The sequence below is a fragment of the Thermoleophilum album genome (genome assembly GCF_900108055.1).
Lineage (GTDB): Bacteria > Actinomycetota > Thermoleophilia > Solirubrobacterales > Thermoleophilaceae > Thermoleophilum > Thermoleophilum album.
The window spans coordinates 109,936-133,802 of the sequence record NZ_FNWJ01000002.1; the positions used below are offsets into that span (position 1 = coordinate 109,936).

Sequence of the window (23,867 nt, forward strand, 5' to 3'; positions counted from 1 at the left end):
ACGGACCTTCCTTTCCGCTCCTAGCTCGCTACTGCACTTCGCCCCGACGCGCGCGTTCGCGCCGCTGTTTCGAGAGGTCCTCCTGGGCGGCGAGGATCTCGGCCCGCTGACGCCGCAGCCACGCTTCGAACTCGGCCGGCTCGACCGCCCTCACGACCGCCCGCATGTCGGCGTGATTGGGCCCGCAAAGCTCGGCGCACTGACCGACGTAGCGACCGGGCTTCGAGATCCGGAACCAAGTCTTGTTGACGTAGCCAGGAACGGCGTCGACCTTGCCGCCGAGCTTCGGGATCCACCAGGAGTGGATGACGTCGGAGGCGGTGACCTCAAGCACGACCGTGGTGCGGATCGGGACGACAAGCTCGTAGTACGAGTAGTTGGGGCCCGGCAGGTCGGGGTACTCGTAACGCCACAGGTACTGCTGTCCGTTGACGCGCACGCGCAGCGTCGGACCGCCGGTGCGGGGTGGCGCGGGTTGGTCGATGGAGGCGAACTGCGCGTTCTGGAGACCGCCCGGGAGCGACGGTGGCGGGTTCGTGATGTCGCCGAGGTACACGAAGGTGATGACCGAAAGCACCACGAGAATCAGCGCCGCACCGACCGTCCAGCTCAACTCGAGCGGTGTGTTGCCGCGGATTTGGGCAGGCGGCGGCCCACCGCGCCGCCGCCGGTAGCGCACGAGCGACCAGATCAGCGTGCCCTCGACGATCAGAAAGATTGGGATCGCGATTACGAAGACGATCCAGTAGAGGGTCCGGATGTCGTCGGCGTTCGGCGAGCCACCCGCTTCCGGGGCGAGGACGCCCGCCAACGCTGCTGGCGCGAGAACGAGCGGCAGCAGGATCCCGACCGCCAGGGCGGCGATCAAGCGCGCTTTGCTGGCACTGCGTCGCAAGGCCGGCGGATCATAACCCGCTCGGCGCCGCCGCCTCCAGCTAGTGACGCCCGCAGCGAACTCCGCCGCCCGCCGGCGCCCGCCTAGCGCCCCTTGAACACCGGTGGCCGTTTCTCGATGAAGGCGCGCACGCCCTCCTGGAAGTCGTCGCTGCGGGCGAGCTCGTGCTGGAGGTCGGCTTCGAGCCGCAGTTGGCGGTCGAGCTGCGCAAACAAGGCCTCGTTCAACGCGCGCTTGGCGGCTGCGTACGCACGGGTGGGTCCGCTCGCGAGACGCTCGGCGAGAGCTCGTGCTTCGGCAAGCAGACGGTCGTCGGGATGCACGAAGTTGACGAGTCCCCACTCGAGCGCCGTGTGCGCCGGCACCCGCTCGGCAAGCAGCGCCATCTGGAAGGCGCGTGCCTTGCCCACCGCCGCCGGCACCAGGAGCGTCGAGCCGCCGTCGGGTGCGAGCCCGATCTCCACGAAAGCCAGCGAGATGAACGCCGACTCGGCCATCGCCACCAAGTCGCAAGCCAGCGCTAGCGACGCCCCGATGCCGACCGCCGGACCGTTCACGGCCGCCACCACCGGCTTGTCGAGTCGCCGGATCGCGGTGATCACCGGGTGGTAGCGCTCGTCGAGCTCGCGGCGGATGTCGGGCATGCCGTCGTCGGCCGCCTCAAACCCCGCCTTGAGGTCCGCTCCCGCCGAGAAGGCGCGGCCGGCCCCCGTCAAGAGCACTGCGCGCACGTCCGCGTTCGAGCCCGCCCGCCTAAGAAGGGACCGCAATTCATCTGCCAGCTCGTCGGTCCAAGCGTTTAACCGGTCCGGTCGGTTGAGCGTGATTGTCGCGACCGCTCCCTCCTGGGCCCAGCTGACCGTTGCGTCGCTCACTCCGTCCTCCTACTCGTCTCGCTGCTTCGCGCCATTGGGTGGCGCCGGCGGCGCGAGCCTACCCTTCGCTCATGCTGCTCGAACCGGTCGAGTGGCTGGGGCACGCGGGCTTTCGGCTGAGACTCGGTCGCGCGTGGGTCTACATCGACCCGTATCGGGTGCCGCAGCCCGCGCCTCGCGCCGACCTGATCCTCGTCACCCACGACCACTACGACCACTTCTCGCCGCGCGACGTGGAGGCGTTGGCACGCAGCGAAACCTGGCTCGTCGGACCGGCGACGGTGGTCGAACGGGTGCGCGGGCGCTCGCTATCGCTGGCGCCGGGCGAGGTCATCGAAGACGAACTGCTGCGCGGACTCGAGGTGCGCGGCGTCGCCGCCTACAACACCTCGAAGCGCAACGCCGAAGGCCGGCCTTTCCACCCGCGCGAGGCCGGCTGGCTCGGGTTCGAGCTGCGCTGGCAGGGATGGCGGCTCTACCACGCCGGCGACACCGACGTGATCCCCGAAATGGATCAGGTCACCGGCTGTGACGTCGCTCTGCTGCCCGTCAGCGGGGGCTACGTGATGACCGCCGAGGAGGCCGCCGAGGCGGCGCGGCGGATCCAGCCGCGGGTTGCCGTGCCGATGCATTGGGGCGCGGAAGTCGGCAGCCGCCAGGACGCCGAGCGCTTCCGGCGGCTCGCGCCCACGCGCGTGGAGATCCTGAAGCCAGCAGCGGCGGTCTCCGGGAAGCCCGATTAGGGGGACCCTGGCGGCGCCAGGGGCCAGGTACACTGCCGCCGCCTTGCGGGGATCGAGAGTGCTGCGCGCGGCTGGCTACGTCGCGTTGGCGGCGGGCGTCGCCGCGCCGCTAGCCCGGCGCCGCCTGCGCTTGCCGCCGCTCGCTCTGTCGGCGCTTTGCTGGCAGATGCCTGCGACCGCAGCGGCGCTTGCGCCGCCCGGACGAACGCGCGCCGTTGCTGCCTATCTCGCGCAGATGTGGGCCTACTACGTCCACTACGACATGCCCGACGACGATCCCGAGCGCCTGTTGCGGCGACTGCGGGTCGACTACCCGATCGCTATCGACCGCGCGCTCGGGGGCGGCGTCTGCCCGACCGTGCGTCTGCAGCGGGCGCTCGCCGGGGGCGGCCGCTTGCGTCCCCACGACTATTTGCTGGCGGCTGCGCATTGGGCGTGGTTTGCAGTGCCGCATGGCACTGTCGCCTACACCCTGTGGCGGCATCCACAGCGCTTCCCGCGCACGGCGGTGGCCGTCGCGTTCTGCTTCGACCTGGGGCTGGTCGGCTACTGGGCGGTGCCGACCGCTCCCCCCTGGTGGGCGGCGCGTCAGGGTCGCCTGCCGGCGGTGCGCCGGATCATGGCTGAGGTCGGGGAACGCGTCTGGGGACGGCTTTGGCAGCCGCTTTACCATTCGGTCGAGGGCAACCCATTCGCGGCGATGCCGTCCCTGCACTTCGGAACATCGGTGGTCGCGGCGCGCGCTCTCGCCGAGATCGACCGTCGCCACGGAGCCGTCGGCTGGGGTTACGCGCTGACGCTTGGCTTCGCGCTCGTGTATCTCGCGGAGCACTACGTCGCTGACCTGATCGCTGGGGCTGTCGTCGCGGAGCTTGCCTGGCAACTCGCGGGCCGCGTGGTTCGCGAGCGCGCCGCCTTCCAACTCGATCCTCAGGCGGCGACCAACGGCCGCGTCCCGCGAGCCCTGCTTGCTAGCGCGCAAGCGGGCCCGCGCTCGGCGGGCGCAGCGCGATGAGCGAGCACGGCGACGATCCTCGCCGCGCCAGCGTCCCGGGGAGCACCTCGCCGAACACGCCGCCTCCCGCCACGGCTGAGGAAGAACTCGACGTCGGTCGACTGCAGACGCTGCTCGGTGATTGGCAGCGGGTGCTCACCGTTTTCTTCGCTCTGATCGGCGCGCTGGCGGCCGTCTACGTGCTGCTGCCCCGGATCGTCGGTCTCGACGACGCCCTCGCTCGCCTCGACGACGCGGAACCCCGCTGGCTGGTCGTCGCGCTGCTCTTCAACGTCGCCGCGTTCGGCGCCTACGTGGCGCTGTTTCGTGGTGTTTTGATCGGCGTCGAGGATCCCGGCGGGCGCTTGCGCGAGCGGCTCGGACTGCGCGCGTCCTACCAGATCACGATGGCCGGGCTAGCCGCCACACGCCTGTTCTCAGCCGCCGGCGCGGGCGGCCTTGTCCTCACCTACTGGGCTTTGCGCAAAGCGGGCATCGGGCGCCGCGTAGCGGCCTCGCGGATGGTGGCTTTCCTGGTCGTGACCTACAGCGTCTACGCCGCCGCAGTGATCGTCTTCGGCTTGCTTTTGCACTTCCATCTGCTGGCCGGTCAGGCGCCACTCGCGGGCACGCTCCTGCCGGCGCTGTTCGCGGTCGTCGCGAGCGCTGCCTGTCTTTTGGTTGCGCTGATTCCCGAAGACGTCGACCGCCGCATCGCGGCGCTCGCCACGAAACCGCGCACGGCGCGCTTCGCGCGGCGACTCGGGAGCGTCCCGGCGACCGTCTCCGACGGCGTGCGCGCAGCGATCGAGTTCGCGCGCGACCCGCGGCGCGGAGCGCTTGCGGTGGGCGGGGCGATTGGCTTCTGGGGCGCGAACATCGGCGTGCTGTGGGCCTGCTTTAAGGCTTACGGAGGAAGCGTGCCGCTGGCCGTTCTGGTCCAGGGGTTCTTCCTCGGGATGTTCGCGAACGTGATTCCGTCGCCCGCCGCCGGCGCCGGTCCCGTCGATGCGGGCATGATTGCGGCCTTCGCGATGTTCGGCTTGCCCGCGGCGATTGTCTTTCCGGCCGTGCTTGTCTACCGACTGATCGCGTTCTGGCTGCCGGTGCCCTTGGGGGTGATCGCCTACCTTCAGTTGCGCCGCACGGTTGCGGCCTGGGAGCGGGAAGACGGGACGGGACGTTATGCTCCTACTTCACAAAGTGAAGTAGCGGCCGCGGAGGCGCGATGAGCGAAACGCACGAGTACCGGGACCTCGAGAACGTAGTGATCATCGGCAGCGGGCCGGCGGGCTACACGGCCGCGATCTACGCCGCTCGCGCCGATCTCCAACCGCTCTGCGTGGAGGGGTTCCAGTGGGGCGGTCTGCTGCAACTAACGACTGACGTCGAGAACTACCCCGGGTACCCGGACGGCGTGCAAGGACCACAGATGATGGCCGACTTCAGGCGCCAGGCCGAGCGCTTCGGGACCCGCTTCCTGAGCGAGGACGCGACCGCCTTGCGGCTCTCGCGGGAGACCGGTGTGCCCCACCTTGTGGAAGTGGGGGAGCGTTCGATCCGCGCCCGCGCCGTGATCGTCGCTACCGGTACGGAGCCGAAGAAACTCGGTGTTCCGGGTGAAGACGAGTTCGCTGCGCGCGGCGTCAGCTACTGCGCGACCTGCGACGCCGCGTTTTTCCGCGGTCGCGACACGATCGTCGTCGGTGGGGGCGACACGGCGATGGAGGACGCGACCTTCCTCGCCAAGTTCGCGCGCAAGGTCACGATCGTGCATCGCCGGCGCGAGTTCCGCGCCTCCGCGATCATGGTCGATCGCGCACGGGCGACCGAGAACATCGAGTTCCTCACGCCGTACGTAGTCGAGCGGTTCGAAGGCTCTGAAGCTCTCGAACGGGTTGTGCTCCGCAACCGCGAGGATGGATCGGAGCTGGTGCTCGAGGCGCAGGGAGCCTTCATCGCGATCGGCCACCGTCCGCGCTCGGAGCTGGTCGCCGATCAGCTGCGCCTCGACGAGCAGGGTTACGTGATCGTTGAAGATCGCTCGACGCGCACCGGTGTGCCCGGCGTGTTCGCCTGCGGTGACCTCATCGATCCGGTCTACCGGCAGGCGGTCACGGCGGCCGGCAGCGGCTGTATGGCGGCGCTCGACTGCGAGGCTTACCTGCGCGACACAGCTCCCGAGCTGGCGCGAATGAAGGCGGCGGTGGCTCGCGGCTAACGCAGCGTGTTGCCGACCTGGCGCAACTGGTCGCGACTGGTCTCTGCACGACCGGCTGCCCTGCTCGAACCGCGCGCGGAGGAGGAAGTCGCGCGTGTCGTAGCGGCTGCTCAGAGCATCAAGGCGGTCGGTCGCGGCCACTCCTTCACGGCGATCGCGGAGACGAGCGGGGTCGCCCTCGACCTGCGGCGAATGCGGCGGGTAGTGGCAATCGAGGGCGACGTCGCTACCTGCGAGGCCGGGATCACGATCGGCGAGCTCGCACGACGCCTGGCAGCAGTGGGCCTGGCGCTCGCCAACCAGGGCGACATCGATCGCCAGACCGTCGCCGGCGCGATTGCGACCGGTACGCACGGCACCGGCGCCCGCTTCCACAGCCTTTCGCAGCAGGTAGCGGCGCTCCGGCTGGTGGATGCGGCCGGCCGTGTGCGGACGATCGCAGGCGGCGAAGATCTGCTGGCGGCTCGCGTCGGGCTTGGCGCGCTCGGTGTGGTGACGCGGGTGAGCTTTCGCTGCGTGCCGTTGTTCGGACTGCGACGCATCGAGGAGCCGATCGACCGGCAGCGCGTGCTGAGCGCCTTCGACGCGTTCGCCGACTCGGCTGACCACTTCGAGATCTTCGCGCTGCCCTACGCGCGTCGATGCCTGGTCTTGCGCGCCGACCGGACCGCGCCGCCGCGCGGCACCCACCTCTCACGGGCGCGCAAGCTGGCCAGTGATCTGCTGCTCGCCAACGGGCTTTTCGGGCTTCACTGCCGCGCCGCGCGCCGCTGGCCGCGAGCGGTGCCGCGGCTGAACCGGTTGCTCGCCGGCGGCTTCGGCCGCGCGCAACATCACGACGTCGCCTACCGAATCTACGCGCACCCGCGCCTGGTCCGCTTCAACGAAATGGAGTACGCGCTACCACGGGCTGCCGGTCCTGAGGCGGTGCAGCGAGTGCTCGAGTTGATCGAGCGGCGGCGCCTACCGATCTGCTTCCCGATCGAGGTTCGTGTGAGCGCTGCCGAAGAAGCCTTGCTATCGCCCGCCCACCAGCGCGACACCACCTGGATCGCGGTGCACCAGTACGCGCCGATGGCGCACGAGGACTTCTTCCGCGCGGTCGAAGAGGAGGTGATGCGTCCGCTCGGCGGACGCCCGCACTGGGGGAAGCTGCACTACCGCGAGGCCAACGAGCTCGCCCAGCTTTACCCCGGCTGGACGCGCTTCCAGGCGCTGCGTGCGCGCTTCGACCCGACCGGGAAGTTCGAGAACGCGTACCTGCGCCGCGTCCTCGGGCCTGTGCGCGCTGGCGGCGACGACGGCCGCTAGAGGAAACAGCGGCCCTCGCCGCGGTAGGTGGGAACCTTGTCGACCACTCGCCCGCCGGAGAGCAGGTACAGCTCGTCGAAGCGCTCGCACAGTTCCCCCGCCTTGGCGTGCCGCAGGTAGACCCGGTCGCCGACCGCGAGTTGCCGCGCGGCGCGACCGCGCAGCGGCGTCTGCACCTCGCCCGCCCCCTCCAGGGGGTCGAAGCGCAGGCCGCTTGGCGCGTGCACGACCGGCAACCGGTCGCGGCCGGCGGGGCCGGATGCCACGTAACCGCCACCGAGCAGGGTGACGGTCGTGCGGTCCGGCTTGCGCACCACCGGGAGCGCGAAAAACGCGGCCGGCTCGAGCGCGAGGTCGCGGTAGCCGTCGAATAGCGCTGGCGCGTAGAAGCCAGACCCCGCCGCTACCTCCGTGACCACCGCTTCCGCGGCCGTGGTTCGCAAACTGCCGGTGCCCCCGCCGTTGACGATCGACACCTCCGCGACCTCGCGCACCGCGGCCACACATGCCTCGCGCAGCTCGCGCGCGTACGCCCGCGAGCGGCGCTTGATCCACGCGATCGCTGGCGCCGCCAGCCGCTTGCCGGCCGGTAGGTCGGGAACGCCCGCGACCTGCGCCTCGTAGGCCATCAGCGCACACAGCTCGAACCCTCGGCGACGCGCAATCTCCTCGGCCAACGCCCGGGCTTGTTGTGGGGTGCGGATCGGCGAACGACGCGCGCCGATCCGTAGCCGCCCACCAAACAGCGGCAGGCTCACATCGACCTCGATGCAAAGGCGGATCGGACGCTTCGGTGTTCCCACCACCCGCTCGATGAAGTCGAGCTGCGCCGGCGAGTCGCACATCACGATCGGTGGTTCGGGGAGGTCGCTGTGCGCCAGCTCGCGAAGCGCCGAGCGGTCGGTCGTCGGGTAGGCGCACAGCAGGTCCGAGAAGCCGCAGCGCGCCAGCCACAAAGCCTCCGGCAAGGTGAAGCACAAAAGCCCTCGCAGACGCGAATCGAGAGCTAGCAGATGCTCAAGCAGGGCCCTGGAGCGCACCGATTTGGTGGCGATCCGCAGTGGCTTGGGCGCCGCGCTAGCGAGCATCCGCTCCGCGTTGCGCCGCATCGCGTCGAGGTCGACGAACGCGAACGGAGCGTCGAGGTCACCGAACGCCCGCTCGAACCGCTCGCGGTCGCGGGCCCGCGCACCCCGCGCCGACATCCGGTGATTCTCGCTCATACCGTGCTTACGACCGCCTGCGGACGCCCTGCTGCGAGCTCCTCGGCGCCCTTCGGCGGTACGTGGCTCAGCGCATGCTCAGCGAGGGCGGTGATCGTCAGACTCGGGTTGACGCCCGGGTTGGCCGGAACCGTCGAGCCGTCGCAGATCAACAGGTTCTCGTAGCCGTAGGCGCGAAGCTGCGCGTCGACCACCCCATGGTCGGGATCGCGGCCGATCACTGCGCCGCCGAGGATGTGGGCGGTGGTCGGCACGCCGAAGAGCGCTTCCATTGTCGAGCTCTGGGCGATACCGCCGGTGCGCCGCTCGAACCACTTCGCCGCTTCGTTGGCGATCGGAATGAAGGTCGGTATCGGACGCTCCGGATCCTGCTCGGTCTGCAGCCCGAACCCCCCGAAGCGACGCCGCTTGAGCCGCAGCGCGATGGCGTTGTCGAGGGTCTGCATGACGAGCAGGATGATCGTCCGCTCCGACCAGCCGGGCGCGAACAGCAGTCGCAGCCAGGCGTGCGGCCGGCGCGCGATCGCCGCGACCAGCTTGAGCGGCCTCACGAAGCGCCCACCGCCGCCGACCAGCATCGTGAACAGGAAGCGCATCGCCCCGCCCTTTGTGCCGTAGGTGACGGTCTCGATGTGCGTGTCAGGGTCGGGGTAGATGCTCGAGGTGATCGCGACGCGGCGAACCAGCGCCGGGTCGGACTCGGGCAGCGTGACGGCGAGGATTGCCTCGCTGTTGGTCCGTACTAGCTCCCCGAGACGCCGCGACAGATTGGGCAGCGACCCCTGCGCGCGACAGCGCTGGAGAAGCAGGTTCGTGCCGAGGGTGCCGGCAGCCACCACCACGCCGCGGGCGCGCAGCGAGCGGCGACGTTTACGGACCCAGGCGCCCGAGCGTTCGCTCACCACCTCGTAGCCGTCGCGCCCGTCCCCGCGGCCGAGCGGGCGGACGTCGACGACGGTGCGCTCCGGCTGCACCTCGACGCCGAGCTTCTCGGCGAACCACAGATAGTTCTTGACGAGCGTGTTCTTGGCGCCGACCGGGCAGCCGACCATGCAGCGACCGCAGGTCGTGCAGCCGGTGCGCGACGGACCGGCGCCGCCAAAGTAGGGATCGGGCACGGTCACGCCCGGAGGTCCCAAGAAGACGCCGACCGGGGTCTTGCGATAGGTGTCGGCGCAGCCGATCTCCTCGGCGAACTCTCGCAGCAGCATGTCGGCGCGGTCGTCACCGCGCCACTCGGTTACGCCGAGCATCCGCTGCGCTTCCTCGTAGTGCGGTGCGAGCTCGCTCTGCCAGTCGGCCAGATCGCGCCACTGTTGGTCCTCAAAGAAGCGGCGGGGAGGTACGTAGAGGGTGTTCGCGTAGCCAAGCGAGCCGCCGCCGACGCCCGACCCGCTAACCACCGTGACGTCCTTGAACAGGGTCAACCGGAAGATGCCGCGCCAACCGAGCTTCGGCACCCACCAGTAGCGCCGCACGTCCCAGGTTGAACGCGGTAGTTCGTGGTCGCGGAAACGACGTCCGGCCTCCAGCACGCACACTCGGTAGCCCTTTTCGGCGAGACGCAGGGCGGCGACGCTGCCACCGAAGCCGGAGCCGATCACCACCCAGTCGTAGTCGAAGTGCTCGCTTGCAGACGGCTGCACCGCACCCGCTCGGGGTGTCGAGCGCCCGTCGCTCGCTCGGCGATCACTTTGGCTCGAGCCGCTTCCCTCCATGCTCCCTCCGTTTCGACGCGGGCGCCGCTTGCGCGCGTGCTCTAGGACGCGTAATGGCGACGACCGGCGAGTCTACTCCGCCGCTGTCTCCAAATCGATTCCGAGCTCGTCGATTGACCGCAGCAATTCAGCCGGGTCGCGGTAGACGCGAAAGGCGCCGGTGCGCACTAACTCGTCTTCCCCGTAACCACCTGAGAGCAACCCGATGCCGAGCATGCCGGCGCGGCGTGCTGCCAAGAGATCCCAGACGGCGTCGCCGACCGCGTAGCAGGCTCCGGCCTCGATACCTAGTCGCTCGGCGGCGGCGAGGAAGAGATCCGGCTCCGGCTTTGCCCGCGGAACGTCGCCGCGTTCGACGACCGCCACTTCGTGATCGATCCCGAGCACCTCGAGCGAAGCGTCGATCTCCGGCCGACGGCCGGACGTCGCAATGGCGAAGGGAACGCCCGCCCGTCGCAGGGTTGCAAGCAGCTCCCGGGCGCCGGGCAGTGGTCGTCGCCGTGGCAAGAGCGCTCGGAACAGCTGGCTGTGGCGGTCACGCAGGCGCTCGGCCTCGTCGGGACGCAACGGACGTCCGATCTCGCGGGCGACCGCCCGCGTGAAAAGACCGCCGCTCATGCCGATTCGTCGGTGGATCCGCCAGCCGTCGATCGGCAGGCCCGCCTCCTCGAGCGCCAGCTGCCAGGCGAGTACGTGCGCGTAGACCGTGTCGACGAGCGTTCCGTCGAGATCGAAGACGAGCGCACGCACCGCCCGCTTACTCCCCGCCCGGTGGCTCGTCGCGTCGCACGTAAATGGGGTTGGTTAGCACCCATGTTCGTGGCCGACCGTCGACCTCCAGCTGCGCCTCGACGCGCCAGACGCCGGGCCCCTCGATGCGGCGCGCGAGCGCCGGCGCCCAGTGTTGGTCCACGACCGCGCCGTCGCGCAGGAGCCGCAAAAGCGCTGGGCGCGGGGCAACGGCGCGCAGTGTCCAACCGTTCCCCCGCACCTCGCCGCCCATCGCGACCGTTTGCTCCCCACGTTCCGCCCAGAAGCGGAAGCCGCGGGTCGGCCCGAAGCAGTCGGTGGCAACGAAGCACCGACCCTCCCGCAGTGCGTCAAAGATCAAGGCGCGGTCGCGGTCGAGATCCCCGCGCAACGGTTCGGTCGTCAACACATGGGTGCGCAAGAAGCGGAAGCTTCGCCGATAGGCCATCAAGCGGACCGGCACCCGCCGACCGACGCGCAGACCCACTTGGTGCGCGTCGACACCGCCGATGGCCGGGCAGCGGCGGTGCTGACCGAGCGCGTCCCACTCTTTGAGTACCTCCTCGCGCGGGTGTTCGAGCCAGTGCGCGGGTCGGGCGAGGAAGCTAGGTATCGAACGCGCGCCCGGCAGGCGCTCGACCGTGTCCGTGACGAAGCTCCAGACCTCCACGCCGTCGGCCCCAGCCGTCGCGAGCTCGGCGAACGGCATCGGGCGGGCGACCGGCCCGAGGCGCGGCACGCCCCGCGATGCGGGGTGGGCAGCGAACCCGAAACCCCCTTGCTCGCGCACCTCGCTGCAAATCTCGGCGATCGTCCGCGCCTGGGGGTCGATCGGTCGCTCGAGACCGAACGCCAGGTAGTGGTTGCCGCCGCGCGGCGAGATCTCGCAGCCGACCAGCACCAACACGCGGTCCCACCAGCGCTCCTCGCCGGCATCGCGCGCGGCGAGGGTGTCGTGGTCAGTCAGCAGCACCACATCGACGTCGGCCTGGGCGGCCGCTTGCGCGATCTCGGCAACGGTGCCGGTGCCGTCCGAGTGGAGCGAGTGGACGTGCGCGACACAGACGTACTCGTGCAGTTCGGGCGGGCGCCTCACGGGTGCGAGCGTAGATGGTCGGCGGTGCGCGAGCCGTGCCCGGCCTGAGCATCGGTGGCGAGCCGTGCCGCCAGCGCCGCGGCCGCCACGTTGTCGCCGAACGCAAGTAGTGTTCGGAGCATGGCGCACCCGGACAGCTTCGGCGCTCGTGGCAAGCTGGTAGTCGCTGGGCGCGAGCTTGAGATCTACCGTCTCGACGCCCTTCAGGCGCGCTACGACGTAGCGCGCCTGCCGTACTCGCTGAAGATCCTGCTGGAGAACCTGCTGCGGCACGAGGACGGGCAGGTGGTCACCGCCGACGACATCGAGGCGGTGGCGCGCTGGGACGCGAAAGCCGAGCCGACGCAAGAGATCCGCTTCACCCCGGCTCGCGTGTTGATGCAGGACTTCACCGGCGTTCCGGCGATCGTCGATCTCGCGTCGATGCGCGACGCGATGGACCGTCTCGGCGGCGACGCCACCCGCATCAACCCGCAAGTGCCGGTCGATTTGGTGATCGATCACTCGATCCAGGTCGATGTCTTCGGGCGCCGTGAGGCCTTCCGCCTGAACGCCAAGCGCGAGTTCGAGCGCAACCGCGAGCGTTACGCCTTCTTGCGGTGGGGACAGGAGGCGTTCGACAACTTCCGCGTGGTGCCGCCAAACACCGGCATCTGTCACCAGGTGAACCTCGAGTACTTGGCGACCGTCGTGCACGAGCGGGACGGGCGGGCCTTCCCCGACACGCTGGTCGGCACCGACTCGCACACGACGATGATCAACGGCCTCGGGGTGCTGGGCTGGGGTGTCGGTGGCATCGAGGCGGAGGCAGCGATGCTCGGCCAGCCGATCTCGATGCTGTTGCCGCAAGTCGTCGGTTTCCGCTTGACCGGCCGGCTACCGGAGGGTGCGACCGCGACCGACCTCGTGCTCACGGTCACGCAGATGCTGCGGCAAAAGGGCGTGGTCGGGAAGTTCGTGGAGTTCTTTGGTGAGGGTCTGCGCAACTTGCCGCTCGCCGACCGTGCCACCATCGGCAACATGGCGCCGGAGTACGGCGCCACCTGCGGCATCTTCCCGGTTGATCGGGAGACGCTCCGCTACCTCGAGTTCACCGGCCGGCCCCGCCAGTTGATCGAGCTGGTCGAGGCCTACTGCCGCGCGCAGGGTCTCTTCCACGACGAGGCGAGCGAGGAGGCGGTCTACTCGGACGTACTAGAGCTCGATCTCGGCGACGTCGAACCCTCGATCGCTGGCCCCCGCCGCCCCCAGGATCGGATCGCCCTGCGCGACGCCGCCAAGGACTTCGTAGCGGAGCTGCGCGAGCTTGCCGACAACGGCGACGACCGGCCGCTCGACCCGGGGGTGGTGGGGACATTCCCGGCGAGCGACCCGCCCGCGCCCGGCGACCACGCCGACGGCTCGCCGGACCCAACCGCTGGACACCACCACGCGGTAGCGGTGAGCGAACGCCCGACGAAGCCGGTGCCGGTGCGACTCGATGACGGCAGCGAGTTCCAGCTCGACCACGGCGCGATCGTGATCTCGGCGATCACCAGTTGCACCAACACCTCCAACCCGTCGGTGATGGTCGGCGCGGGGCTGGTTGCCAAGAAGGCGGTGGAGCGTGGTCTCGCGCGCAAGCCGTGGGTGAAGACATCGCTGGCCCCAGGCTCGAAGGTCGTCACTGACTACCTCGAGCGGGCCGGGCTCGTGCCCTACCTCGAGCAGCTCGGTTTCGCGCTCGTCGGTTACGGCTGCACGACCTGCATCGGCAACTCGGGGCCGCTTCCGGAGCCGATCTCGCGAGCGATCCAGGAAAACGATCTGGTCGTCTGCTCGGTGCTCTCGGGCAACCGCAACTTCGAGGGGCGCATCCACCCCGATGTGCGGATGAACTACCTGGCTTCGCCGCCCCTCTGCGTGGCCTACGCGATCGCTGGGCGGATGGACGTCGACCTCTACAACGATCCGCTGGGCGTCGGCAACGACGGCGAGCCCGTGTACCTGCGTGACATTTGGCCGACGCAGCAGGAGATCCAGGCCGAGATCGAGCGGGCCATCGAATCCGACATGTACCGCAAGGAGTACGCGGCGGTTTTCGAGGGCGACGAGACGTGGCGGCAGTTGCCGATCCCGCGCGGTGCCCGCTACGAGTGGGATCCCGCGTCGACCTACGTCAAGCGAGCGCCCTACTTCGACGACATGGCGCCGGAGCCGCCGAGCGAGTTCGAGCGCGTCGAGGGCGCGCGCATCCTTTGTCTGCTCGGCGACTCCGTGACCACCGACCACATCTCGCCGGCGGGGGCGATCAAGCTCGACTCACCGGCTGGTCGCTACTTGATCGAGCACGGCGTCGAGCCGCGCGACTTCAACTCCTACGGCTCGCGTCGCGGCAACCACGAGGTGATGGTGCGCGGCACCTTCGCCAACGTGCGGCTGCGCAATCGCCTCGCACCCGGTACCGAGGGTGGTTTTACGGTCAAGCTGCCGGAGGGCGAAGAGACCACGATCTACGAAGCCGCCGTGCGCTACGCCGAGCAGGGGGTGCCGCTCGGTGTGCTGGCCGGGCGGGAGTACGGATCGGGGTCGTCGCGTGACTGGGCGGCCAAGGGTCCGCGTCTGTTGGGCGTGCGTTTCGTGATCGCCCAGTCGTTCGAGCGCATCCACCGCTCGAACCTCGTGGGCATGGGCATCCTGCCGCTCGAGTTCATGCCGGGCGAGTCGGTCGAGACGCTCGGTCTGAGTGGCCGCGAGCGCTACGACCTTGAGCCCCTCGAAGAGGGTCGGCGCACCTTGCGCGTTCGCGCGACCCCCGACGACGGTGGCCAGCCGATCGAGTTCGAGACGCGCGTGCGCATCGACACGCCCAACGAGTGGCTCTATTACCGCCACGGCGGGATCCTGCAGTACGTCCTGAGGCGGCTGCTGGGAACCGCCTAGCGGCGGCGGTCGCAAGCACTGTTCGTACCCGGCGCCGGGCGTCGCTCGTCGGTCGCACGCCCCCGGCGCGACACGCAGCAGGCCAGGTTAGCCCGGCGCTTCAGTGCGGCGCGTGGCTTTCGCGGTCACCGGAGTCGAGCATCCGCATGATGAAGTCGAGCACCACCAGGGTGACCGCCACGTGCACGATCATCACCGCGGCCAGCAGTCCGTAGCCCGGCGCCAGCGCCAGCACCACCACCAGCCCGGTGATCAAGAACGCAGCGACCGTGAAGTGGGGGAGCGGTCCGGCGTCCGCGCCCGAGGCGCGCCTGGCGGCGACATCCAGAATCCGGCTGAGCCTGTCTCTCATCGGGCGTCCTCCTGACCCCATGCGGGCGCTGTCTCAGCGACCCCAGTTGCAAGCGGTCAAGCCGCCTGCTGCTTGTAGTAGTCGGCGTTCTTCTGGATGAACGAAGTCCACTCCTCGGGGACTTGATCCTCGGGGAAGATCGCGTCAACCGGGCAGGCCTCTACGCAGGCATCGCAGTCGATGCACTCGTCGGGGTCGATGTAGAGCTGGTCGACGGTCTCGAACTCCGGTTCCTCGGGAGTGGGGTGGATGCAGTCGACCGGGCAGACCTCGACGCACGAGGAGTCCTTGACGCCGATGCAAGGCTCTGCGATTACGTAGGCCACGGGCACCCCTTTCTGTCGTTGAAGGCTTCCAGGCCGCTATCGGCGGCGGCGGCCTGTATTTTTACACACGCGAGTGTGGGAAACGGCGAAGTGATCTGCGGAGATGATCGACCGGGACGCTAGCGCCCGCGCAGGCGAGTCGGTCGGCGAAGGGCTCGGCCCGACGGCGGCACGGATCCTCGGCGAGCTTGTCGCCGCTCCGCGACCACAGGCGACCGAGGCGATCGCCGAACGGCTCGGCTTGCACCCGAACGGCGTGCGCCAACACCTGACGAGGCTGCAGCGGCGCGGCCTGGTGGAGCGGTTGCGGGAGCGGCGCCCGCGCGGACGACCACGCGATCTTTGGCGAGCGGCCGCCGCGGCGCCGCGTGCGCTGCCCGGGTCGGCCGAGGAGTACCGCGCCTTGGCCCTCTGGCTCGCGCAGGCGCTCGAGAGCAACCCGCAGACGCTGGAGCCGGTCGGTCGGGCGATCGGCCGTCGGCTTGCCGAACACGACCTGCGCGCCCAGCCGGCTGCGGTCGCTGATGAGCCCGCTGAAGGTCCCGGTGGCGATCCGGGTGGCGATGCGGGCGAAGGTTGTCCGGCAGGCGCGGAGCCCCCGGAGTTCGCTCGACTGGCGCGCCTAGTTTCGTCGCTGGGCTTCGCGCCGACCGTCGAGCTCCAAGGGCGCGGCCTGCGGATGCGCCTTTGCCGGTGTCCGTACGCGGAGGTCGCGGCCGCAAGCCCGCGCGTGGTTTGCGGACTTCACCGCGCGATCACCGAGGGCGTCGTCGAACGTCTGTTGCCAGGGGGTCGGGTCGAGCGCTTCGAGGCGCGCGACCCGCGCGAGGCCGGTTGCGTGGTGGAAGCGAGCGTCGACTAGTCGCCTGCTGGCTCGCGTTCAACCGCACTGACCTCGCGCTCCGTCGCACTGACCTCGCGCTCCGTCGCACTGACCTCGCGCTCCGTCGCGGGGACCTCGCGCTCCACGGCGCGGAGCTCGCGTTCCACCGCGCGCACCTTGTCCTCGAGCGTCTGCTGCGGCCGGTCGCGCCGCTCGTCGAGTTTGAGGACCGTGTACACCCGTGGGTAGCCGAGCTCGAAGGGAACGCGGTGCAGCTCTGCGACCAAGGCGAGGATGTCGGTGGTCTCGCCCTCGAGCTCGGTGCCCATCGCATGCAGTCGGTACCGCACCCGCTGCTGGCGCGCCAGGCGCCGATGGATCTCGGCGACCACGTGACTTACGCTCGGGTCGGGCGAGCCGATCGGGACGACACTGAGCTCGGCGGTGGCCACGGGCGCTACCGGGGCTGCGAGAGCTCGCGCAAGCCACGTCCCAGTGCAACCGCGCGACGCAACAGGGGAGCCGCGCGGTAGCGCTCCTCACGCCGTTCCTCGAAGAGCGCGTCGAGTACTGCGAGAGCGTGTGCGGGACCGATCTCCTCGCTCCAGCGCACCGGCCCGCGAGGATGGTTGAGACCGAGCTCAAGGCCGGCGTCGATGTCTTCCGCCGAGCCGACGCCCTCGCCGAGCGCGAAAGCTGCTTCGTTGACAAGCTGGGAGACGATTCGTCCGAGTACTAGGCCAGGGGCGTCGTCGACCCACTGGTGGTGGAAGCCGAGCGCCCGGAAGGCGCTTTCGATCGCCTGTTTGGCGAAGCCTGGCGCGGTCGGCAGCGCGGCGAGCTCGACTAGCTGCGCGTTGTCGAGCGGAGGCACAAGGTGAAAGCCGATCGCTTGCGTCTCGCCGCGCGCGGCGAGCGACGGCCCGGCCAACAGCACCGCCGCCGGCGCACCGCCACGCAGCGGTTGAGCAGTCCCCGCCCCCGCGTAGATGTAGAGCTCGCCCGGCCCCTCGGCACGCAGATCGAAGCCGGCCCGACGCGCGCGCTCACGCAAGCCGTTGGCGACCGCGCCGTCGCCCTCGATAACCAGGGCGGTGCCCTCGCCGCCCGACGGCTCGAGCGGCTCGGGGTCGGGCGGCCGGTACCGCTCCTGCGAGTAGTCGTAGAAACCGCGTCCGCTCTTGCGTCCAAGCCTGCCAGCGGCGACCAGTCGCGCTTGGATCGGACTCGGTCGCCAACGCGGCTCGCCGAACGACAGCTCGGCGAAAGAGCGCGCGACCGCGTAACCGGTGTCGACACCGACGAGGTCCATCAGCTCGAACGGCCCCATCCGGAAACCGCCGCCGAGCCGCACGATGCGGTCGATCTCTTGGTGCGTTGCAAGCCGCTCCTGCAGGCAGCGCAGGGCCTCCCCGTTGAAGGGCCGCCCGCAACGGTTGACGAGGAAGCCCGGTCCGTCCTGAGCGAGGATCACGTGCTTGCCCATCTGCCGGCCGGTGGCGAAGGCGACGGCGAGCGCCCGCTCACCGGTCTGGTCAGCCGCGATCACCTCGAGCAGCTGCATCAAGGGTGCTGGGTTGAAGAAGTGCATGCCGCACACGCGCTCGGGGTTGCTGGCGGCGCTGGCGATCTGCGTGACCGGGATCGACGAGGTGTTGGTGGCGAGCACGGCGTGGGGCGCACACACCGCCGACAGGCGCCGGAACAGGTCGTGCTTGAGCTCAAGCTGCTCGGGGGCGGCCTCGATCACCAGCTCGCAGGGCGCGAGCCGCTCGAGTTCACTGGTGGTCTCAAGCAACGCCAGCGCGCCGTCTGCCTGCTCCGGCGAGAGTCGGCCGTTTTCGCGCCACTTCTCGATCCCCTTGCGCACGCGCTCGGCGCCCCGCTCGAGCGCCTCCGGTAGCGGGTCGTAGAGGATCGTGCGCATCCCGCAGCCCACCCCGAGCTGGGCGATGCCGGCACCCATCGTCCCGGCACCGCAGACGCCGAGCACCTCCGGCAGCTCGCCGCGCACGGCTACCTCCCGACGAACCGCGCTGGTCGCTTCTCGAGGAAGGCGCGCGTGCCCTCGCGGCGATCCTCGGTCGCCATCGCGAGCTCGAACAGGCGTCGCTCGTGGGCGAGTCCCGCCGAGAGTGGCAGCTCGTCGGCGGCCAGCACGGCGTCCTTGGCGAGTCGGGCCGCCAGCGGTGCCCGGCGGGCGACCGTTTGGGCTAGGTCGAGGGCCTCCTCGAGCCAGCGGTCGGCGGGGGCGACGCGGTTGACGAAGCCCAGCCGCTGGGCTTCCTCGGCGGGGATCCTGCGGCCCGTCAGCACCAGCTCCATCGTCCGTTGTTTGCCGATCACCCGCGCGAGTCGCTGCGTACCGCCGCCGCCAGGAATGATCCCCAGCCGGATCTCGGGTTGGCCGAACTGAGCAGTCTCGGAGGCGACGATCATGTCGCAGGCCAGCGCCAGTTCGCAGCCACCGCCGAGGGCGTAGCCCGAGACCGCTGCGATGAGCGGCGTGCGGCAAGCGGCGAGCACCTCCCAAAGGCTTGCGCCGCCAGCTTCCTGGAGCAGATCAGCGAGCTCGCGCTCGCTGAGTTGGGCGATGTCCGCGCCGGCTGCGAAGTGCTCGTCGTGGCCGGCGATCACGATGCACCGCACCGAGGGGTCGGCATCGTTGCGCCGCAGAGCTGCCGCGAGCTGCTCGCGCAGCTCGGGCGAAAGGGCGTTGCGCGCCTCGGGACGGTTGAGGCGCAGCAGCACGACGGCGTCGTGCCGCTCCTGGATCAAGACCTTGCGTTCGGCATCCACGTGGCCCCCCTCCCGCGCGCTCAGGCGAGCGCGTTGATGCCGGTCAGTGCGCGTCCAATGATCATCTTCTGGATCTGCGAGGTGCCCTCGTAGAGGGTGGTTACCCGCGCGTCGCGCAGGTAGCGCTCGACCGGATAGTCGTCGACGTAGCCCGATCCGCCGTGCACCTGGATTGCCAGGTTGGCGCAGCGCACAGCTGCCTCGGTGGCGTAGAGCTTGGCGATCGAAGTCTCGGTGGTGTTCGGCAGCCCCTTGTCTTTCAGCCAGCCGGCACGCCACACCAGCCCGCGCGCCGCTTCCGTTTCGACCTTGATGTCGGCAAGCATCTCCTGGACGAGCTGGAAGGAGGCAATCGGGCGCCCGAACTGGATCCGCTCCTTGGCGTACTTGACGGCGGCGTCGAGCGATCCCTGGCAGATCCCGACGCAGCCGGCGGCGACGCTGTAGCGACCGGCGTCGAGCGCCGTCATTGCCACCTTGAAGCCGTCTCCGACCCGTCCGAGCAGCGCCTCGTCAGGAACCTCGACGCCGTCGAGCGATAGCTCAGCGGTGTCCGACGCGCGCAACCCGAGCTTGCCGTGGATCGGTTGCGAGTGGAAGCCGGGCGAGTCGGTTGGCACGAGAAACGCTGCGATCCCCTTATGGCGCTTCTCGGGATCGGTCTGGGCGAAGATCAGCGCCACCTTGGCGTAGTTGCCGAGCGAGATCCACATCTTCTGGCCGGTGATGCGCCAGCCGCCGTCGATCTTGGTGGCACGGGTCTGCAAGCTGGCCGCGTCGGAGCCAGTGTTCGGCTCGGTGAGGCCGAAGCAACCGAGCGCCTCGCCGGAGCACAGCTTCGGCAGCCACTCGCGCTTCTGCTGTTCAGTTCCCCATTTGTAGATCGGCGTGCCGACGAGCGAGGTGACGACCGAGATCACCGTGCGCATTGCCGAGTCGACCCGCCCGATCTCCTCGACGATCAACCCGTAGGTGAGGTAGTCGATGCCGCGACCGCCGTACTCCTCCGGGATCGTCGCCCCGACGTAGCCCATCGCCGCCATCTTCCTCGCGAGCTCGAGGTCGAAGCGCTCGTTGCGGTCGTTGTCACGCGCGCGGGGCAGGATCTCCTTCTCGGCGAACTCGCGTGCAGTCTCCCGAATCAGTTTCTGCTCATCTGTCAGCTCGAAGTCGATCACGGCCCGCGAGCCTATCCGACCCCTGACCGGTCGGTCAGTCTCGTGTTACAGACCGGCGATGCGACTCGCCGCGCAGACGTTCTGGACCGGCGCTGTGACTCGCCGCGCTCGCGTACCGGCGCCTAGCGCCGCAGGTTCTCGACCGCCAACGCGACGCCCTGGCCGACACCCACACACATCGTCACAAGCCCGAGGCGGCCGCCGCGACGTGCTAGCTCGTGGCAGATCGTGCCCGCGAGGCGCGCGCCTGAACAGCCGAGCGGATGGCCGAGCGCGATCGCGCCGCCGTTGACGTTCAAGCGCTCGTGGTCGATGCCGAGTTCGCGCATGCAAGCGAGGACCTGGCTGGCGAACGCCTCGTTGAGCTCGACGAGATCGAAATCGTCGATCGCGAGGCCCGTGCGTTGCAAGAGCTTGCGGGTCGCCGGCACCGGCCCGATCCCCATGTAGGCGGGGTCGACGCCGGCGCTTGCGCCGGCGATCACACGGGCGAGCGGCTCGAGCCCGAGCTCGCGCGCCCGCTCCGCGCTCGCCAACAGCAAGCAGGCGGCACCGTCGTTGATTTGCGAGGAGTTGCCGGCGGTGACGGTACCCCCCTCGCGGAAGGCCGGGCGCAGCTTGGCGAGCTTTTCCAGCGAGGTGTCGCGCCGGGGCCCTTCGTCGCTGGTCACGAGCAGCGGGTCGCCGCGCTTTTGCGGCACCTCGACCGGCACTAGCTCGGCGTCGAAGCGCCCGTCGTCCTGGGCGGTGATCGCGCGGCGGTGCGACTCCAGGGCGAAGGCGTCCTGGTCGGCGCGCGATATGCCGTAGCGCGCGGCGACGTTCTCGGCGGTCTCGCCCATCGACTCGGTCGAGTAGGGGAAGTCGGGGTGGGGGAAGCGCCAGCCGATCGTGGTGTCGACGAGCTCGAGGCCGCCGCGCGGCCACGCCCGGTCGGGTTTGAGGGCGACGAGCGGTGCACGGGTCATCGACTCGACGCCACCGGCGAGCACGAGATCGGCCTCGCCCGCACGGATCGCGCGCGCAGCGTGCATGACGGCGTCGAGACCGGAGGCGCAGAGCCGGTTCACGGTCACGCCCGGCACCTCCTTCGGCAGCCCGGCCAACAGCAGCGCCATGCGGGCGACGTTGCGGTTGTCCTCGCCGGCCTGGTTGGCGCAACCGAAGTAGACGTCGTCGATCGCTTCCGGCGGAATCCCTGTGCGCGCGACCACACGTTCGATCACCAGCGCGGCGAGCGTGTCGGGGCGGACGTTCGCGAGCGCCCCGCCGTAGCGGCCGATCGGCGTGCGCAGCGCGTCGACGATCAGGGGATCGGGCATGGGGCGCGATCGTAACGCCGAGGTCCGGCGATCGCGCGTTCGTGCGCTCGCGCGCTCGCGCGCGACCGCAGGCGCCCGCCGCTACTGTCGCAGCCGTGGCGCGGGTACTTGTGTGTGTCGACCGGGCGCGCAGCGACGAGTTCGCACGAGCTTTCGCCGGCCAGCCATTCGATGTGCGGTTGGCCGTCGACGGCGGCACACCCGGGGTGGGCGAGACGGTGGCGTTCGACGCGCTCCGGCTAGGCACGCTTTTGCCGTTGCTTGCTGAGACCAGCTGCCTCTGCTGGTGCTTCGGAATGCCCGCGCGCCCCGCGGCCGAGCAGCGCGAGCTCCACACCACGCGTCTGCAGAGCGTGCTCGAGCGGATCGTCGATTCGCCGGTGCGAGCGTTCGTCTACGAGGCGCCGGCGGTGGCCCCGGCGGCGGAGGGCGCTGTCGACTTACCGCCGAGCGGCGAGCTTGTGCGCTCGTGGTGTGAGCGCCTACGGATACGGCACGCGGTCGTCGGCACGGACTCGGCGGCGCAGGTTGCGGCGCGGCAGGTTGCTGCGGCCGCGCTCGCGCTGCTCGGTGTTGGGGATTCGGCGGCGTAGGCGGCGGGGCGCCTCGTTCCCCAAAAAGGTAGAATCCCGACCCTAAAACGGGGAGTTTGAGCGAGACGAGCGAGGAGGAGCACGGTGGGCGAGTACGCGAAGGACGTCTTGGTTTCGACGCAGTGGGTGCAGGACCATCTAGATGACGGTTCGATCCGGATCGTCGAGGTCGACGAGAACCCCGACCTTTACCGCGAGGCACACATCCCCGGTGCGATCGGGTTCGACTGGAAGAAGGACCTTCAGGATCCAGTGCGTCGTGACTTCCTCGGCCCGCGCGAGTTCGGCGAGCTGATGGGCAGCCGGGGGATCTCCAACGATCACACGGTGGTGCTCTACGGCGACCGCAACAACTGGTTCGCCGCCTACACGTACTGGTACTTCCGTTACTACGGCCACGACAAGGTGAAGCTGATGAACGGCCCGCGCGAGAAGTGGATCGCCGAGGGTCGTCCCACCACCACCGAGGTGCCGAACTACCCGCCGCAGACCTTCCACACCAAGGAGCCGGACGAGTCGATCCGCGCACGCCGCGACGAGGTGCTGGCGGCGCTCGGCAAGGACGTCAAGCTGGTCGATGTGCGCTCGCCAGCGGAGTTCGCCGGCGAGATCATCTCGCCCGCCGGCTACGAGCAGGAGGGCGCTCAGCGGGCCGGCCACATCCCCGGCGCGATCAACGTCCCGTGGGCGCAGGCGGTCAACGAGGACGGCACGTTCAAGTCGCGCGAGGAGCTTGAGCGCCTGTACCGCGAGAAGGGCGTGCTGGAAGACGACAAGCCGGTGATCGCCTACTGCCGAATCGGCGAGCGCTCGGCCCACACCTGGTTCGTGCTGCACGAACTGCTCGGCTACGACAAGGTCGAGAACTACGACGGCTCGTGGACCGAGTGGGGGAACATGGTTGCCATGCCGATCGAGCGCGGCAGCTAGCGCTCGCGCGGCGGTTAGCGCCCACGCGGCAGCTAGCGCTCGCGCGGCGGTTAGCGCTCGTCGAGTAGCGGCCCGAGCCGCCGCAAGAGCGCCCGCACGATGCGGGCGGTGGCACCCCACACGAGGTGCTCGCCGACCGTGTAGGTGGGCGTGCGAATCGGCACGCCCAACCGCACCAGGCGCTGCAGCCGAAAGCCGGCGGCGAGGTCGCGCAGTCGCAGCTCGAGCACCTCGTCGACCTCGCCGTCCTGTGCTCGCCACGAGCGCGGCGGCGTCGCGATCCAGCCGACGAACGGTCGAATCCGAAAACCGGTGACGATCGTCCCGGTCGGTGGTAGCGCGCCGACGATCTCGACGCTCGCCGGATCCAGCGCGATCTCCTCGCGCGCCTCGCGCAAGGCCGCATCGAGTGGCGTCTCGCCGGGCGCGAGTCGGCCGCCTGGAAACGAGATCTCGCCGCCGTGCTGCGGTAGGTCCCGCGCGCGGCGAGTGAAGACCGCGACTAGCTCGCCTTGGCGGCTGAGCAGCGGAACCAGCACGCCCGCTTCCTTGTTGCCGGGGGCGAACATGCGCACGGTCTCCTCGGGCGGCAGCAAGAGCTCGCGCAGCCGAGTGGGCGAACAGGGGCTCGACGGCGCGTCGCGGGCGTCGGGTTGGGCGTGGCTGTCTTCGTGAGCAGTCAAGGTCGGGGGCGCTCGTGGTTGGGCCGCCTATGATGGAGGGTGAGGCGGTTGCCCGTTACCAGCGGCTACGGTCCGGCACCGTCTCGCGCGTTTCGCACCCGACAGCAGCGACC

Annotated in this window: 24 protein-coding genes; 9 read left to right on the top strand and 15 right to left on the bottom strand. The window is 69.7% G+C overall.

Translation table 11 applies throughout. From position 1 onward, the window contains the following. Positions 1-28 precede the first annotated feature (28 nt). The gene (gene coxB / locus BLW41_RS06640) at positions 29-895 is read right to left on the bottom strand and encodes a cytochrome c oxidase subunit II (RefSeq protein ID WP_093117565.1); all 867 of its coding nucleotides are present in this window, start codon (positions 893-895) and stop codon (positions 29-31) included. An 83-nt stretch (positions 896-978) separates the two neighbouring features. After that, the gene (locus tag BLW41_RS06645; protein ID WP_093117567.1) at positions 979-1,770 is read right to left on the bottom strand and encodes an enoyl-CoA hydratase-related protein; all 792 of its coding nucleotides are present in this window, start codon (positions 1,768-1,770) and stop codon (positions 979-981) included. A 71-nt stretch (positions 1,771-1,841) separates the two neighbouring features. Here BLW41_RS06645 and BLW41_RS06650 point away from each other — a divergent pair, with 71 nt between their 5' ends. From BLW41_RS06650 to BLW41_RS06670, 5 genes are read left to right on the top strand one after another with little or no spacing between them, the layout of a single operon-like run. Then, entirely contained in the window at positions 1,842-2,513 is a 672-nt protein-coding gene (locus tag BLW41_RS06650) for an MBL fold metallo-hydrolase (RefSeq protein ID WP_093118841.1), read from the top strand. A 43-nt stretch (positions 2,514-2,556) separates the two neighbouring features. Beyond that, positions 2,557-3,528, top strand: coding sequence for a phosphatase PAP2 family protein (locus BLW41_RS06655; RefSeq protein WP_143038645.1), 972 nt, complete (start codon positions 2,557-2,559; stop codon positions 3,526-3,528). Then, positions 3,525-4,739: a lysylphosphatidylglycerol synthase transmembrane domain-containing protein gene (locus BLW41_RS06660; protein ID WP_093117571.1), complete on the top strand. Its 1,215-nt coding sequence runs from the start codon at positions 3,525-3,527 to the stop codon at positions 4,737-4,739. Before BLW41_RS06655 ends, BLW41_RS06660 begins: the two co-directional genes overlap by 4 nt. Next, entirely contained in the window at positions 4,736-5,728 is a 993-nt protein-coding gene (trxB, locus tag BLW41_RS06665; RefSeq protein ID WP_093117573.1) for a thioredoxin-disulfide reductase, read from the top strand. Before BLW41_RS06660 ends, trxB begins: the two co-directional genes overlap by 4 nt. Before the next feature lie 6 nt (positions 5,729-5,734). After that, positions 5,735-7,039 (top strand): D-arabinono-1,4-lactone oxidase, encoded by a 1,305-nt coding sequence (locus BLW41_RS06670; protein WP_093117575.1) that lies wholly within the window; start codon positions 5,735-5,737, stop codon positions 7,037-7,039. Here the strand turns inward: BLW41_RS06670 and BLW41_RS06675 are convergent. The 5 genes from BLW41_RS06675 to BLW41_RS11380 form a co-directional block, all read right to left on the bottom strand. Then, positions 7,036-8,262 (bottom strand): amino acid deaminase/aldolase, encoded by a 1,227-nt coding sequence (locus BLW41_RS06675; protein WP_218138300.1) that lies wholly within the window; start codon positions 8,260-8,262, stop codon positions 7,036-7,038. The two genes, BLW41_RS06670 and BLW41_RS06675, sit on opposite strands and share 4 nt — an antisense overlap. After that, on the bottom strand, positions 8,259-9,908 hold the full coding sequence (locus BLW41_RS06680) for a GMC oxidoreductase (RefSeq protein ID WP_218138301.1): 1,650 nt from the start codon (positions 9,906-9,908) through the stop codon (positions 8,259-8,261). The genes BLW41_RS06675 and BLW41_RS06680 overlap by 4 nt, the downstream gene beginning before the upstream one ends. A 144-nt stretch (positions 9,909-10,052) precedes the next feature. Next, on the bottom strand, positions 10,053-10,730 hold the full coding sequence (locus tag BLW41_RS06685; RefSeq protein ID WP_093117581.1) for an HAD family hydrolase: 678 nt from the start codon (positions 10,728-10,730) through the stop codon (positions 10,053-10,055). Positions 10,731-10,737: 7 nt separating this feature from the next. Next, complete coding sequence (locus BLW41_RS06690; protein ID WP_093117583.1) at positions 10,738-11,826, bottom strand: CehA/McbA family metallohydrolase; 1,089 nt, start codon at positions 11,824-11,826, stop codon at positions 10,738-10,740. Then, positions 11,823-11,948 carry a hypothetical protein gene (locus BLW41_RS11380; protein ID WP_281231444.1) on the bottom strand — a complete coding sequence of 42 codons (126 nt, stop codon included), beginning with the start codon at positions 11,946-11,948 and terminating at the stop codon, positions 11,823-11,825. Before BLW41_RS11380 ends, BLW41_RS06690 begins: the two co-directional genes overlap by 4 nt. Here BLW41_RS11380 and acnA point away from each other — a divergent pair. Beyond that, complete coding sequence (gene acnA / locus BLW41_RS06695; protein ID WP_093117585.1) at positions 11,947-14,748, top strand: aconitate hydratase; 2,802 nt, start codon at positions 11,947-11,949, stop codon at positions 14,746-14,748. The genes BLW41_RS11380 and acnA overlap by 2 nt on opposite strands. 100 nt (positions 14,749-14,848) lie before the next feature. On the opposite strand, the gene BLW41_RS06700 is transcribed toward acnA, so the two are convergent. Beyond that, positions 14,849-15,100 carry a hypothetical protein gene (locus tag BLW41_RS06700; protein ID WP_093117587.1) on the bottom strand — a complete coding sequence of 84 codons (252 nt, stop codon included), beginning with the start codon at positions 15,098-15,100 and terminating at the stop codon, positions 14,849-14,851. Positions 15,101-15,156: 56 nt separating this feature from the next. Continuing rightward, entirely contained in the window at positions 15,157-15,426 is a 270-nt protein-coding gene (locus BLW41_RS06705) for a 4Fe-4S dicluster domain-containing protein (RefSeq protein ID WP_093118843.1), read from the bottom strand. Between the two features lie 103 nt (positions 15,427-15,529). Here BLW41_RS06705 and BLW41_RS06710 point away from each other — a divergent pair, with 103 nt between their 5' ends. After that, on the top strand, positions 15,530-16,288 hold the full coding sequence (locus BLW41_RS06710) for a helix-turn-helix domain-containing protein (protein WP_093117589.1): 759 nt from the start codon (positions 15,530-15,532) through the stop codon (positions 16,286-16,288). Here BLW41_RS06710 and BLW41_RS06715 read toward each other — a convergent pair. The 5 genes from BLW41_RS06715 to BLW41_RS06735 form a co-directional block, all read right to left on the bottom strand. Then, positions 16,285-16,701, bottom strand: coding sequence for an MTH1187 family thiamine-binding protein (locus BLW41_RS06715; RefSeq protein ID WP_093117591.1), 417 nt, complete (start codon positions 16,699-16,701; stop codon positions 16,285-16,287). The genes BLW41_RS06710 and BLW41_RS06715 overlap by 4 nt on opposite strands. 5 nt (positions 16,702-16,706) lie before the next feature. Beyond that, positions 16,707-18,263, bottom strand: a complete 1,557-nt coding sequence (locus tag BLW41_RS06720) for a 3-hydroxyacyl-CoA dehydrogenase NAD-binding domain-containing protein (protein WP_093117593.1) — start codon at positions 18,261-18,263, stop codon at positions 16,707-16,709. A gap of 2 nt (positions 18,264-18,265) precedes the next feature. Next, entirely contained in the window at positions 18,266-19,048 is a 783-nt protein-coding gene (locus BLW41_RS06725; protein WP_093117595.1) for an enoyl-CoA hydratase-related protein, read from the bottom strand. Between the two features lie 20 nt (positions 19,049-19,068). Then, on the bottom strand, positions 19,069-20,223 hold the full coding sequence (locus tag BLW41_RS06730) for an acyl-CoA dehydrogenase family protein (protein ID WP_093118845.1): 1,155 nt from the start codon (positions 20,221-20,223) through the stop codon (positions 19,069-19,071). A gap of 125 nt (positions 20,224-20,348) precedes the next feature. Beyond that, entirely contained in the window at positions 20,349-21,548 is a 1,200-nt protein-coding gene (locus tag BLW41_RS06735) for a thiolase family protein (protein ID WP_093117597.1), read from the bottom strand. Between the two features lie 95 nt (positions 21,549-21,643). Here BLW41_RS06735 and BLW41_RS06740 point away from each other — a divergent pair, with 95 nt between their 5' ends. Both BLW41_RS06740 and BLW41_RS06745 read left to right on the top strand, forming a co-directional pair. Further along, entirely contained in the window at positions 21,644-22,141 is a 498-nt protein-coding gene (locus BLW41_RS06740; protein ID WP_143038646.1) for a hypothetical protein, read from the top strand. Positions 22,142-22,225: 84 nt separating this feature from the next. Continuing rightward, entirely contained in the window at positions 22,226-23,071 is an 846-nt protein-coding gene (locus BLW41_RS06745) for a sulfurtransferase (RefSeq protein WP_093117601.1), read from the top strand. Between the two features lie 50 nt (positions 23,072-23,121). On the opposite strand, the gene BLW41_RS06750 is transcribed toward BLW41_RS06745, so the two are convergent. Further along, positions 23,122-23,754 (bottom strand): NUDIX hydrolase, encoded by a 633-nt coding sequence (locus BLW41_RS06750; RefSeq protein ID WP_218138303.1) that lies wholly within the window; start codon positions 23,752-23,754, stop codon positions 23,122-23,124. Between the last annotated feature and the right edge of the window lie 113 nt (positions 23,755-23,867).

Coding starts and splice junctions, on each gene's coding strand:
- BLW41_RS06700 (WP_093117587.1), bottom strand. CDS start 15,100: ATGAGAGACAGGCTCAGCCGGATTCTGGATGTCGCCGCCAGGCGCGCC.
- BLW41_RS06710 (WP_093117589.1), top strand. CDS start 15,530: ATGATCGACCGGGACGCTAGCGCCCGCGCAGGCGAGTCGGTCGGCGAA.
- acnA (WP_093117585.1), top strand. CDS start 11,947: ATGGCGCACCCGGACAGCTTCGGCGCTCGTGGCAAGCTGGTAGTCGCT.
- BLW41_RS06675 (WP_218138300.1), bottom strand. CDS start 8,262: ATGAGCGAGAATCACCGGATGTCGGCGCGGGGTGCGCGGGCCCGCGAC.
- BLW41_RS06735 (WP_093117597.1), bottom strand. CDS start 21,548: ATGCCCGATCCCCTGATCGTCGACGCGCTGCGCACGCCGATCGGCCGC.
- BLW41_RS06650 (WP_093118841.1), top strand. CDS start 1,842: ATGCTGCTCGAACCGGTCGAGTGGCTGGGGCACGCGGGCTTTCGGCTG.
- BLW41_RS11380 (WP_281231444.1), bottom strand. CDS start 11,948: ATGCTCCGAACACTACTTGCGTTCGGCGACAACGTGGCGGCCGCGGCG.
- BLW41_RS06660 (WP_093117571.1), top strand. CDS start 3,525: ATGAGCGAGCACGGCGACGATCCTCGCCGCGCCAGCGTCCCGGGGAGC.
- trxB (WP_093117573.1), top strand. CDS start 4,736: ATGAGCGAAACGCACGAGTACCGGGACCTCGAGAACGTAGTGATCATC.